Annotated in this window: 9 protein-coding genes; 5 read left to right on the top strand and 4 right to left on the bottom strand. The window is 69.0% G+C overall.

From position 1 onward, the window contains the following. Positions 1–27: 27 nt before the first annotated feature. The gene (locus AC6RUA_RS12460; RefSeq protein WP_499813326.1) at positions 28–1065 is read left to right on the top strand and encodes a metallophosphoesterase family protein; all 1038 of its coding nucleotides are present in this window, start codon (positions 28–30) and stop codon (positions 1063–1065) included. A 24-nt stretch (positions 1066–1089) separates the two neighbouring features. Here the strand turns inward: AC6RUA_RS12460 and AC6RUA_RS12455 are convergent, their stop codons facing one another. Then, entirely contained in the window at positions 1090–1845 is a 756-nt protein-coding gene (locus AC6RUA_RS12455; RefSeq protein ID WP_499813325.1) for an ATP-grasp domain-containing protein, read from the bottom strand. A gap of 505 nt (positions 1846–2350) precedes the next feature. Between AC6RUA_RS12455 and AC6RUA_RS12450 the strand changes: the two genes are divergently transcribed. Next, complete coding sequence (locus tag AC6RUA_RS12450; protein ID WP_499813324.1) at positions 2351–3112, top strand: NAD-dependent epimerase/dehydratase family protein; 762 nt, start codon at positions 2351–2353, stop codon at positions 3110–3112. A gap of 515 nt (positions 3113–3627) precedes the next feature. Next, on the top strand, positions 3628–5880 hold the full coding sequence (locus AC6RUA_RS12445; RefSeq protein ID WP_499815447.1) for an NADP-dependent malic enzyme: 2253 nt from the start codon (positions 3628–3630) through the stop codon (positions 5878–5880). A gap of 66 nt (positions 5881–5946) precedes the next feature. Here the strand turns inward: AC6RUA_RS12445 and AC6RUA_RS12440 are convergent, their stop codons facing one another. Together AC6RUA_RS12440 and AC6RUA_RS12435 are read right to left on the bottom strand one after the other, a co-directional pair. Then, positions 5947–8136, bottom strand: coding sequence for an alpha-L-arabinofuranosidase family protein (locus AC6RUA_RS12440; protein ID WP_499813323.1), 2190 nt, complete (start codon positions 8134–8136; stop codon positions 5947–5949). Between the two features lie 139 nt (positions 8137–8275). Beyond that, positions 8276–9376 (bottom strand): M24 family metallopeptidase, encoded by a 1101-nt coding sequence (locus AC6RUA_RS12435; protein ID WP_499813322.1) that lies wholly within the window; start codon positions 9374–9376, stop codon positions 8276–8278. 106 nt (positions 9377–9482) lie between these two features. On the opposite strand from AC6RUA_RS12435, the gene AC6RUA_RS12430 reads away from it, so the two are divergent. Further along, positions 9483–10244: an IclR family transcriptional regulator gene (locus AC6RUA_RS12430; RefSeq protein ID WP_499813321.1), complete on the top strand. Its 762-nt coding sequence runs from the start codon at positions 9483–9485 to the stop codon at positions 10242–10244. 112 nt (positions 10245–10356) lie between these two features. Here the strand turns inward: AC6RUA_RS12430 and AC6RUA_RS12425 are convergent, their stop codons facing one another. Beyond that, positions 10357–11526, bottom strand: coding sequence for a mandelate racemase/muconate lactonizing enzyme family protein (locus tag AC6RUA_RS12425; RefSeq protein ID WP_499813320.1), 1170 nt, complete (start codon positions 11524–11526; stop codon positions 10357–10359). 278 nt (positions 11527–11804) lie between these two features. On the opposite strand from AC6RUA_RS12425, the gene AC6RUA_RS12420 reads away from it, so the two are divergent. Further along, positions 11805–12680 (top strand): fumarylacetoacetate hydrolase family protein, encoded by an 876-nt coding sequence (locus tag AC6RUA_RS12420; protein WP_499813319.1) that lies wholly within the window; start codon positions 11805–11807, stop codon positions 12678–12680. The last annotated feature ends 23 nt before the right edge of the window (positions 12681–12703 follow it).

Here is a 12703-nt window from a genome sequence, read left to right as displayed (position 1 = left end):
TCGGTCGCCGTCTAGTTCGGCCAGAGCATGGGCGCGAACGACCTCGCCGACCGACCCCTCTTCACCGGGGACGGCCCCGCGGACGAATCCACGTACGGGACGCTCACGACGGCCGAGCCGGTGACCGTCGCGCGGTTCGACCGACCGCGGGCGGCCACCCGGCGGCGCGTCGCCGTCGTCTCCGACCCGCACGTCTCGACCGGGGAGCGGGGAACGTGGAAGCTGTATCACCGCACCCGCGAGCGGTTCCGGGAGGCGGCCACCGCCTTCGCGGACCACGACGTCGACGCCCTCGTGGTGGCGGGGGACCTCACGAAGGACGGCGAGGCGCCGGACCTCGACTGGATGCGGGCGGCGCTCGACGGCCTCTCCGTCCCGACGCTCGTCGTCCCCGGGAACCACGACGTGAAAGCCGAGGGCATCGAGGGGTTCGAGCGCCGCTTCGGCGACGAGGGGTTCCCCGTCCACCGGTCGGTGGGCGACGTCGACCTCGTCGGTCTGAACAGCGCGATGGTGCCGGACGACGGCGACGACCCCCGGACGGGCGTCGTCTCGGCGGACCAGCTCGACTGGCTCGACGAGCGCCTGCCGGGCATGGTCGACCCCATCGTCGTCGCACACCACAACCTCCCGGGGCTGCGCGGACACATCGGGGACGGCGAGTGGGAGCCGCACTCCCCGGTGGGCAACGCCGACGCGCTGCTCGACGTGCTCGCCGACCACGACGTGCCGCTCCACGTCTCGGGGCACGTCCACCTCCTGTCGCTCGTCCGCGAGCGCGGCGTGCGCGGGCTCATCGCCCCCCCGCTCTCCTCGTTCCCGCAGGCGTTCCTGCTCCTCGACGTCGGCCCGGCGGGCACGACGGTCCGGTGCGTGACCGCCGCGAACGGCGCGGCCGTCGAGGAGTCGTACGACGCCGCCCAGTCCCACTCGGTCCGCAGCCGGGTCGTCTCGGCGCTGAACGCGGAGCAGTTCGACTCGCTCCCGCTGCTCGACGAGCGGGCCGACGCGGCGACCAACATCGACCCGATACTGGCGCGTCCGGTCGACGCGTCGTCGGACTAAGCGGGCTGGCGGGAACGACCCGAATCAGGACCGCTCGCACGCCGAGCGCAACAGCCGCTCGTAGACGTCGACCGCGTCGTGGACGCCGGCGAGGCTCACGACCGGGTTCACGTCGATGACGTAGTGCGCCTTGTGGACGAGCACGTCGAGTTCGAACAGCGTCAGGTCGAACAGGTCGGCGACGGCGTCGACCAGTTCCGCGAACCGCCGCGAGACGCCCACCGCCTCGGGCCGCCCGTCCGAGCGGAGTTCCTCGGTCGCGCGCACCTGGTCGCCGACGCGAAACAGCTTGAAACTCCGGCTGGGGACCACGTACCGCTGGACGAGGCGCTCACCAGCGAACGACAGGTCGCCCGCGAAGACGAGCCGGAAGTCGTGGCCGTCCGGGGCCGTCTCGTGGCGGGGTTTGACGAGGACCGGCGGGTCGAGCGTTATCTCGGCGGCGGTGCCGTACTCGAACTCGGCGACCGGGATACCGTGGTCGACGCAGGCCCGGCACGACCGGAGTCGGTCCTCGGCCACTCTCGCGCCGGCGTAGGAGTTGACCGTCGGAATCCCGGCTTCGTGCACCGCGCGGAAGTCCGCGAACGCCGCCCGCGACCACCCGGCCATGTGGTAGAGGTCGAACCCCATCTCCGCGACGTCCGGGTGGCGGCAGTCAGGGTCCAAGAGCACGAGGTCGGCCCACGAGCGAACGCGCTCGAAGAGCCGGTGTTTCGTCGGGTTCCCGCGGTCGGCGAAGTAGGTGATGCCGATCCGTGGTCGTCGGGTGGTCGTCATGGGCTTCGGTCCGTCTCGTCGACGGTGCGAGCATCGTCCGCCCCGGAAGTAGCCCTTGCTCTTCGCACATCGGACGGCTCGCGAGTACGAGAACGGTGATGCGTCGACGACTCATCCACAGTCATATATACAAGGTGTCTTGTATCTCGTTATGTATGTCATTAGGGAATATCGAGACCGTCTGAATCCATCCGATAACGTATGTATACAAGTATTTTGTCCCCCTTTCTATCCATACACATAAATTATACGTTGTTCTATCCACAATACTCAAACTACATGTCGTCCCTCGCCCCGGAGGGTGGCCGGAACCATATATATATATTTCTGGTATTCACAGATTATCTCCGTCTGGGTCTAAGGGGGCGTCGACGGTTCCACCGCGAGAGGGCGGCGGTTCGATATCGTCTACCGTGCGGTAACTGCTCCGACCGCGTCCGGACTCCGAACGCGCGTCGGGACCGGTGTGTTCACCTTTATTTTCCCCCGCGGTGAGGGGTCGCGTATGGCCCGAATCGCTCTCACCGGTGCAGCGGGAAGCGTCGGCTCGGCCGCGCGGTCCGGCCTCGAAGACCACGACGTGACGCCCGTCACCCACCGAGAACGCGACGGCATCGACAGTATCGTCCTCGACGTGGAGGACCGAGCGGCGCTCACGGAGGCGTTCGAGGGACAGGACGTCGTCGTCCACCTGGCGGGGAACCCGTCGCCCGAGGCGGAGTGGGAGAGCGTCCTCCCGACGAACATCGACGGGACGTACAACGTGTACGAGGCGGCCCTCGCCAACGACGTGGACCGCGTCGTCTTCGCGAGCACGAACCACATCCACCAGATGTACAACATCGAGGACCCGGAGCGTCCGGAGACGCTCCGGGAGGACGCGACCACCGTGCGGCCCGACGCCCCTCACCGGCCTGACTCGTACTACGGCGTCAGCAAGGTCGCCGGCGAGGCGCTCGGCAACTACTACGCGATGCGGCACGGGCTCGAAGTCGTCAACCTCCGCATCGGGTGGCTCCTGACCGAAGGGGAACTCCGCGAACAGCAGGAGGAAGACGAGGCGCTGGCGCGGTACGCGCGAGCGATGTGGCTGAGTCCGGACGACTGCGAGGACGGGATTCGCCGGACCGTGGAGGCGCCCCTGAAGCGGAACCCGCTCGCGGTCAACCTCGTCTCGGCCAACCAGGACCGGTACCTCTCTATCACCGAGACGCAGCGCGAACTCGGCTACGCGCCCCGCGACAACTCGGCGACCGTCGTCGAGTAACCCCGCGACGCCCGGGTCGCGTCGCTCCCCCCGTCCGACCCGCACCACCTTCCCAGTGGGAACCGTCAACGCTGCCGTCGTGGGCAGATACAAGTAGTATCGAAGCGACGCGACCACCGATGGAGTCGAAGTGTCCGACCTGCGGCGGAACAGTCGCGCGTACGCGTCGCGGGAACGTGCGCTGTTCCGACTGCGGATTCAGTCCCCGACACGGCGCCGACTGACCCGGAACCGACCGGTGGAGAGCCGCCGCTCGCGGCGGGGCGAGACCACCGGACGAGCCACGGCGTCGGCGTGCGCGTCGCGACAGGGAGACGCGGCCACGGGATGCGACTGCTCGGTCGCGGCGTGCGACCGCCGAGTATCGACGATGTGGAACGGACGCTCAGCGGGCCGTTCGACCCGGACCCGAGTCGCGGGGTCTGTCACGTACGCACCCCGGCGGTCGACGCGCCATCGGTGTCGTGAGAGCAAGACATATCTCCGGACGCGAGGAACTCCAGCCCAGCCAGCCAATGTCCGACGGGAGAGATCTGGACGACGACGCGCGGGAGTACCACCGGGCCGACCCACCGGGGAAGCTCGCGATTTCGACCACGAAACCGACGAACACCCAGCGCGACCTGTCGCTGGCGTACTCGCCGGGGGTGGCCGCGCCGTGTCTCGACATCGCCGAGGACCCCGAGCGAGCCTACGAGTACACGGCGAAGAGGAACCTCGTCGGCGTCGTCTCCGACGGTTCGGCGGTGCTGGGACTGGGCGACATCGGCCCACAGGCGTCGAAACCGGTGATGGAGGGGAAGGGCGTCCTCTTCAAGCGTTTCGCCGACGTCGACGTGTTCGATCTGGAACTCGACGCGGGCGGCGTCGACGGGTTCGTCTCGGCCGTCGCCGCGATGGAACCGGGGTTCGGTGGCGTCAACCTCGAGGACATCGCCGCGCCCGAGTGTTTCGAGATCGAGTCGCGCCTGCGCGAGGAGATGGACGTCCCCGTCTTCCACGACGACCAGCACGGCACCGCCATCATCAGCGGCGCCGCCCTCCTCAACGCCCTCGACATCGCCGACAAGGACGTCGAGGAGGTGCGCGTGACGTTCGCCGGCGCCGGTGCCGCCGCCACCGCCACCGCGCGGTTCTACGCGTCGCTCGGCGTGAAGCCCGAACACGTCACGATGTCCGACGTCCACGGCATCCTGTCGGATGACCGCGACGACCTCACGGCGCGAACGGAACCGTTCGCCGCGGGCACCGACCCGGGCGACCTGTCGGACGCGATGCGTGGGGCGGACGTGTTCGTGGGGCTGTCGGTCGGGGGTATCGTCAACGAGGAGATGGTCCGGTCGATGGCCAGCGACCCCATCATCTTCGCGATGGCCAACCCCGACCCCGAAATCGCCTACGAGAAGGCCAAGGCCGCACGCGAGGATACCGTCATCATGGCCACCGGCCGCTCCGACTACCCCAACCAGGTCAACAACGTCCTCGGGTTCCCCTTCATCTTCCGCGGTGCGCTCGACGCCCGCGCGACCGACATCAACGAAGAGATGAAACGCGCCGCCGCCGAAGCGCTCGCCGACCTCGCCCGCCAAGACGTCCCGGACGCCGTCGTCAAAGCCTACGGCGACCAACCACTCCAGTTCGGCCCCGACTACGTCATCCCCAAACCCCTCGACCCTCGCGTGTTGCTCGAAGTCGCACCCGCCGTCGCGCGAGCGGCCGCGGACTCGGGCGTCGCCCGCCGCGAACTCGACACCGACGAGTACACCGACCGCCTCGAAGCCCGACTGGGGACGTCGCGCGCGATGATGCAGGTCGTCCACCGGAAAGCGTCACAGGAACCCAAGCGCCTCGTCTTCGCCGAGGGTACGGACGAGAAGGTCGTCCGCGCGGCGTACCGCCTCCACGACGACGACATCGCCACGCCGGTGCTGGTGGGCGATTCCGACGAGGTGCGCGAGCGGGTTCGCTCGCTGGGGCTGCCGTTCGACCCGGAGACCGCGGACCCCGGAGGGCCACGAGCGGAGGCGTACGCTGACCGCCTGTACGACCTGCGCAAGCGCAAGGGCGTCACCCGGACGGAGGCGGCGGAGTTGGTCGAGACCGACCCCGACTACTTCGCGAGCACGATGGTCGAGACGGGCGACGCGGACGCCATGCTCACGGGCCTGACGCGCAACTACCCGTCCGCGCTCGGTGCGCCGCTGGAGGTCATCGGCTCCGCGCCCGGCGTGGACCACGTCGCGGGCGTGTACATGCTCACGTTCGAGGACCGGGTCGTGTTCTGTGCGGACACCACCGTGAACCTCGACCCCGACGCGGGCGTGCTCGCGGAGGTGACGAAGCAGGCGGCCGGCCTCGCGCGCCGCTTCGACGTCGAACCGCGGGCCGCGCTGCTGTCGTACTCGAACTTCGGGTCGGTGGACAACGAGGGGACGGCCAAGCCGCGGCGGGCGGTGGACCTGCTCCACGAGGACCCCGAGGTGGACTTCCCGGTCGACGGGGAGATGCAGGCGGACACCGCCGTCGTCGAGGAGATTCTCGAGGACACGTACGGCTTCTCTGACCTCGACGCCCCGGCGAACGTGCTGGTGTTCCCCAACCTCGAAGCGGGCAACATCGGGTACAAACTCCTCCAGCGACTCGGCGGCGCGGACGTCGTCGGCCCGATACTCACCGGGATGGACGCGCCGGTGCACGTGCTCCAGCGTGGCGACGAGGTCAGGGACATCGTCAACCTCGCCAGCATCGCGGTGACCGAGGCGCAGTAGGGAGTCGCCGCCCCCTCACATCGAGTCGCTCCCCGGTCCGTGACCCGGCGGGCTACACCGACTCGCTCACTCGCTCTCCCCCCCGGGCCGGTCGGCGGTCAGACGGACGAGCGAGTACGGGGGGAGTGACACGGTAACGCTCCCGTCGTCGACGGGTACCTCGTCGGTCGTCGGCGTAATTCGCTCCGGGTCCTCGAACGTGTTCTGCGCGTACATCGTCTCCGCCGCGAGTCGGTCGACCGTCACGGCGTCGACGCCCGCCAGCAGGTCGTCCGCCTCGACGGTCACGTCGATGGCGCCAGCCCCGGCGTCGCAGTGGACGAGCATCGCGGCGACGTCGTGGTCGACGGCGGCGGTCACCGCCACCGCGTCGACGGCGGGCGCGTCGCGCACCGGTTCGAGTTCGCCGAACCAGTCGGCGGTGTCGCTCCCGAACGCCGTCTCCGTCGAGAACGCGTGACAGGTCACGTCGACGCCGACGGGGGTGCCGCCGCGCAGGCCGAGGCCGAGTTTCTGGCCGTAGTAGCACGGGTCGGCCCACACCCGTCCCCGCGACTTCCGGAGGCCGCCGCCGTGGTTGCCCGCGCCCGAGTGAGTCACCATCTCGACGACTCCAGACCGGATGCACTCGTGGACGACGGTGGCGTCGTACACCGCCTCGGTGATGCTCTTGTTCGTCGGGAGCGTCTCGCGCTCCATCAGGGGGTCGTCCTCCTCTCCATCCACCTCTTCGCTCTCGTTCTCGTCGAACCGGGCGAACAGTTGGAGTTCCGTCACGGCCTGCCGGACGGACCCGACCCCGGCGTCTGCGCAGTCGGCCGCGACCCCGCGGTACTCCTCGCTCAACTGGCGGGCGAACCCCGAGTGGGCGTTGAACAGTTCGACCGGGTCGGTGCCCGGACCGGCGCGGCACTCGACGAGGACGTGGTCGGTGAGCCAGTCGTCGCCGTCGAGTTCGTCGTACAGCGGGTCGTTCCAGTCGGTGAGCCGGTTCCCGCACGCCATGAGTTCGATGCCGTCGTCGACCGACTCCATCGCGTCCGCGAACCGCCGGTACCGGTCGGCGTTCCCGCGGGGCGTCGTCCACGTCGTCTGCCACTCGCCGTAGAGTTCGTTGCCGACCTCCCAGTACGTGACGTCGTACGGCTCGGGGTGGCCGTTCTCGGCGCGGCGCGCACCCATCTCCGTGTCGGTCGACCCGTTGCAGTACTCCACCCAGCGGGCGGCCTCCGCGGGCGTGCCGCTCCCGGCGTTGACGCAGACGACCGGCTCGCAGCCGACCCACTCGCACAGGCGGAGGAACTCGTCGGTGCCGAACAGGTTGGGCTCGATCCCGTCCCACGCGGGGTTCGGTCTCGTCGGTCGGTCCTCGACGGGGCCGACGCCGTCCTCCCAGTGGTAGCCCGACGCGAAGTTCCCGCCCGGCCACCGGAATACGGGGAGGTTCGCCTCGCGGAAGAGGGCGGCGAGTTCCGGGTCGGCCGTGTCGAGGTGGTCGTCGGGGTACAGCAGTGCCCGGTCGACGGCGAGGTTCGCACCGCCCGCCGCCGTGGTCACGCTGAATCCGAGCGGATCTCCCTCGCCCGTCGCCGCGTCCTCGTCCGACGGGACCTCGAGCGAGAAGTCGACGGTGTCGTACTCCCGCCCGGCCGTGACCTCGGCAGTCGCGAACGCGTCGCCGAGCGTCCCGTCCGCGTCGACGGCGTGGAGCGCGAGTCGGACCGGCGTCGGCTCGACGGCCCGGAGCGTCACCCGGCCCTCGAACTCCCGGGTGCGGTGGAGAGGGAGGTGACACCACTGCGCGACGCCGGCGTGGCCGTCGGTCGATTCGGGCAGTTCGACCCGCTGTGCCCGGTCGCCCGCCGTCCCGACGTCCGGACTCGTCCGCACGTCCCCGTACGGGAACCACCACAGCGCCGTCCCGTCGCGGTACGCCGCACGCAGGCGCTCGGCGTCGGGGACGCCCTGCGTCTCGGCGTACGTCTCGACTCGCTCGCGTATCTCCGCGGGGTCGTGGACGGCGCCGCGCCCGCCGTCGACGCCGAACGTCGGGTACTGGAACTTCCACGAGCCGAACGTGGGGTTGAACAGCGCCTGCGCGTCGAAGGCGTTCGAGACGGTCCGCGCCGAGTAGAGGTGTTCGCCGAACTTCCCGTACAGTTCGGCGGGCACCTCCTCGCCTTCCCGCGAGGGGTCGAGGGCGACGGTGGCCGTCGAGTCGGATTCTCCCCGCGTGTGCGTGAAGAGGTCTGTCACGGTTCTGATTAGCCCGTCTCTCACCCCGACCAAATAGATTGGGAGCGGGAGCGACGCGGGCGAACAGGGTCGCGCCGTCGGGAGTCGCGCGCGGCACCGGCGGGCAGGGTCGGCGCGGTGGACCCGCCGACCGGTCCGCTCACCGGACGAGCACGTCCGGCAGGTCGACGGCGAACCCACCCTCGGCAGCCTCGTACGTGCTCGTCGGCCACGACCCGGTGTCGGTGAGCACGTCGACGTCGCCGTCCGCGACCAGCACGGTGTCCTCGGACTTCGCACCCTCGACGGTCGGGTTCCACGCGTACGGCGACGGCGACGTGACCGGGAAACCGGCGTCGGGCGTGGCGGTCCACTCGCGGGACTCGAACCCGATAGCGCCGCCCTGGTGGTGGCGCTCCCACTGCTCGGGCCACCCGACCGCCTCGTAGGCGCGGGCGACGGCGTCGAAGACGTCGCCGGCGTCGCCGCCCGCGGCGGCCGCCTCGCGCGTCGCGTCTATCGCGGTGGCCGCGACCCGACTCGCCGCGGCGTGCCGCTCGGCGAGCCACGAGGGCGGGTCGAACGCGACGGTCCGGCTGACGGCGACGTTGAGTCCAGCCGTCTCCGCGACGACGGTGAGCAGCGCGTACGCGCCGAGGTTCGCGTCGGTCGGCGTGAAGTGGCGGTGGCGCTGGGCGCGGTCGCTCCCGCCGACGAGTACGACCGGCGACTCGAGCCCCCGGTCCCAGAGTTCCTCGCGGAGTCGGCCGGCAGCCTGCCGCTCGGTGTCCGACGGTTCGACCGCGCGCCCGACCGCCTCGACGGCCTCGGTCGTCGCCGCGCTCGCGGCGTCGAGGCGCTCGCGGTCGGCGGGCGCGAGCGGCAGGCGAACGGCCGAGAGGTCGGCGAGCGCGAGGCCGGGAACCGACGGCACGTCGGCGGCCGCGTCCGCCGACGCCTCGTCGGCGACGGCGTCGGCGAGCGAGGCGTCGTGCCACGGGAACGTCGTCACCGGCACGCCCGTCGGGAGTTCCTCCTCGCGCATCCGGTCTGCCTCGTTGTTGGGTGCGACGGCGCGCACCGCGTCGCCGTCGTACCCGACCGCCGCGACGCCGACGCCGCTCGCCCGGTCGACGACGGTGTCGGCGCCGCCGGTCAGCCACGCGACGTTCGCCGACCCGAGCAACCACAGTTCGGCGACGCCCGCGTCGGCCAGATAGCGGTCCAGTCGGTCCAGTTTCTCCTGCTCGAGTGTCGTCACCTCCGAACCGTCGGTGTCCCGCGGGTAAACCCTTTCCCAGCCGATCCTGCCACCGCTTCCGGTAGTACCGGAATCGTTATGTGGCGAAGGTCCCACCACCGGACACATGGCCACCCAGGACGCACCGGTCGGGGCGACACAGACGACGATTCGCGTCATCGAGGCGCTGCGCGAACTCGACGCCGCGGGCGTCTCGGCCGTCGCCGACCACATCGACGTGCCGACGAGTACCGCGTTCGACCACCTCAGCACGCTCGAACAGAACGAGTTCGTCCGGCGGAGGAGCGACGAGTACGTCCTCGCCAGCAAGTTCCTGGAGATCGGCGGGTACTGCCGGAACAACGATCACCTCTACCAGATAGCGGAGCCGGAGATACAGAAGATGGCGCACAAGACGGGCGAGCACGCCAACCTCATGATAGAGGAGTTCGGGCGCGGCATCTTCTACGCCAAAGCGGAGGGCGAGGACGCGTTCCGCCTCGACACCCACGTCGGAAAGCGGGTCGGCCTCCAGACCACGAGCGCGGGGAAGGCCATCCTCGCGGAACTCCCCGACGAACGCGTCGAGGAGATAATCGACACGCACGGCCTCCCCGCGATCACCGACCAGACCATCACCGAGCGCGACGCGCTGTTCGAGGAACTCGACACGGTTCGCGAGCAGGGGTTCGCCACCGACACCGAAGAGCGGATTCTGGGCGTCCGGTGCGTGGGCGCGGCGCTCACCGACGGCGACGGCGAGGTCATCGGCGCGGTGAGCGTCTCGGGTCCCAAGAGCGGGATGAAAGACGAGCGGTTCTTCGACGACATCCCGGAACTGGTGCTCCGGACGGCGAACGTCATCGAAGTGAACATGAAGTACCAGTAGACCGGGACGGGCCGCTCGGTCGCTCGCGTCCGGTGAAACGAGAACGGCGGGAAAACGAAGCCGGAAGTCGACTCCGTGTCGGAACGAGAATCGAGAGGTCAGTCGGCCCGGCTCAGTTCATCTCGCGGCCTTCCCATCCCTTCTCGAAGAGGTTGATGGTGTGGACCTGGTCCTCGGTGTACTCGTGTTCCTCCACGACGTCCATGTCGAGTTCGATGCCGAACCCGGGGCCGTCCGGAATCTCCATGTACCCGTCCTCGACCACCAGGGGGTCCACGAGCAGGTCGTCGACCCACTCGACGTCGTACGTCTGGAACAGTTCCTGGATGCGGAAGTTGGGGATGGACGCACAGAAGTGCGAGTAGATGGCGCTCGCGACCGGTCCCTGCGGGTTGTGCGGCGCGATGTCGACGTGGTCAGCCTCCGCGAGGCCGGCGATCTTCTTCCCCTCGGTGATGCCGCCCGTGTTCATCAGGTCGGGCTGGAACACGTCGATGTCCGTCCGGGTGACGAGTTCGAAGAAGTCGTGCTTGGAGATGTGGCGTTCGCCGGTCGCCACCGGGATGGGCGACTTCCGCGCGACCTCGGCGAGGCTGTTGATGGAGTCCGGGGGGCACGGCTCCTCGAACCACGTCGGCTCGAACTCGTCGAGTTGCCGCGCGATGTCGACCGCCTGCCCGGCGGAGAACCGGCCGTGACACTCGATGAGCAGGTCGACGTCCGGGCCGACCGCCTCGCGGACCGCGCCGACGATGTCGACGGCGTGGTTCTTGTCCTTCTTCGACATCGACTGCCAGGCGGTGCCGAACGGGTCGAACTTCATCGCGTCGTAGCCGTCGTCGACCACCTGTTCGGCCGCGCGGGCGAACCCTTCCGGTTCGCCGTGCGCCTCGGTGTACCAGCCGTTGGCGTACGTGCGGAGGCGGTCGCCGTGGACCTTCCCGCCCAGCAGGTCGTAGACGGACTCGTCGAGCAGTTTGCCCTTGATGTCCCAGCAGGCCATGTCAACTGCCGAACAGACCGTCGTGTTGATGACGTTCTTCGAGAACCACTCGTCGCGGTACATCTCCAGCCATATCTGCTCGGTGTCGAACGGGTCCTTCCCGACGAAGTACTTCGACATCTCCTCGAGCGCCGCCGCGACGGTCCGCGGTTTGTCGTGCGTCGTGGCCTCCGCGAGTCCCGTGACGCCGGCGTCGGTCTCCAGCCGGACGAACACCCACGGTTTCCACGGGTTCGCCACGATGTGCGTATTCACGTCAGTAATGCTTACGTCGGACATCTACCGGTAAGGCGACACAGAACCACATTAAATCTACCGGGATGGGACGACGGGAACGAACGGGGACCCCGGCGCGGGCGTGTCCGGCATCACCGGAGAGAGCGCCCGCGAGAGAACTCCGCGCTCCGGCGAGATGGCAGGTGAGACCGTTATAGTTTACAGGAGTATCGTCGTAATTCTCGCCGAGATATTCGTTCCGGTGACACCGGATACTTCGGCTCGCTCGGGTACCGCAGCGGGGAGCAAGATATTTGTGACCGCCCGTATGTGGGAGAGACATGCGATACTATCGCATCGAACGTGACGGCGACGTCTCTCTCGTCGCGCGTGAGGGTTCGACGGCGTACGACCTCACGGCGACCGACCCGGCCCCCGACTCGTTCCTCGAGTTGGCCTCGGCGGCGTCGCTCACCGACGGGAGCATCGACGACGTCGCCGACGACCTGATCGACGACGCACCCACCGTCGACCTGGACACCGTCGAGGAGAACCTCCTCCGTCCCATCGACCCCGAGGAGGTGTGGGGCGCGGGCGTGACGTACGCCATCAGCCAGGAGGCGCGCCAGGACAAGGGCGGACTCGCCGAGTCGTACCTCAACGCGTACGAGGCCGACCGCCCCGAGGTGTACTTCAAGGCGACCCCGAGCCGGACGGTCGGCCCGGGCGAGACGGTCGGAATTCGCGGCGACTCGAGCTGGGACGTCCCCGAACCCGAGCTCACGCTCGTCCTCTACAAGGGCGACATCGTCGGGTTCACCGTCGGCAACGACGTCTGCAGCCGGGAGATCGAACAGCAGAACCTGCTGTACCTCCCGCAGAGCAAGATGTACACGAAGAGCTGCGCCATCGGTCCCTGCGTCGCGACCGAGGACACCATCGAGGACCCGCTGGACGTGGAGATGGAACTCACCATCACGCGCGACGGCGAGCAGGTCTTCCGGGGGTCGACCTCGACGAGCGAGATGGTCCGGAGCTGTGAGGAACTCAGCTCGTACCTCCAGCGGTACAACGAACTCCCGGAACTCGCCGTGCTGCTCACCGGCACGTCCATCATCCCGCCGGACGACGTGACGCTCGAACACGGCGACGACATCGCCATCGAGATCGAGAACGTCGGCACGCTCGAGAACACCGTCGAACTGCTCGAGTCCTGAACGCGCGCGGGCGTAGGACGAGA

It is taken from the genome of Halorarum sp. SLYT50, from assembly GCF_059821265.1.
Note: the sequence above shows the minus strand (reverse complement) of the source record. Positions and strands in the feature narration are given on the sequence as shown.

Coding starts and splice junctions, on each gene's coding strand:
- AC6RUA_RS12460 (WP_499813326.1), top strand. CDS start 28: ATGGGCGCGAACGACCTCGCCGACCGACCCCTCTTCACCGGGGACGGC.
- AC6RUA_RS12455 (WP_499813325.1), bottom strand. CDS start 1,845: ATGACGACCACCCGACGACCACGGATCGGCATCACCTACTTCGCCGAC.
- AC6RUA_RS12450 (WP_499813324.1), top strand. CDS start 2,351: ATGGCCCGAATCGCTCTCACCGGTGCAGCGGGAAGCGTCGGCTCGGCC.
- AC6RUA_RS12445 (WP_499815447.1), top strand. CDS start 3,628: ATGTCCGACGGGAGAGATCTGGACGACGACGCGCGGGAGTACCACCGG.
- AC6RUA_RS12430 (WP_499813321.1), top strand. CDS start 9,483: ATGGCCACCCAGGACGCACCGGTCGGGGCGACACAGACGACGATTCGC.
- AC6RUA_RS12425 (WP_499813320.1), bottom strand. CDS start 11,526: ATGTCCGACGTAAGCATTACTGACGTGAATACGCACATCGTGGCGAAC.
- AC6RUA_RS12420 (WP_499813319.1), top strand. CDS start 11,805: ATGCGATACTATCGCATCGAACGTGACGGCGACGTCTCTCTCGTCGCG.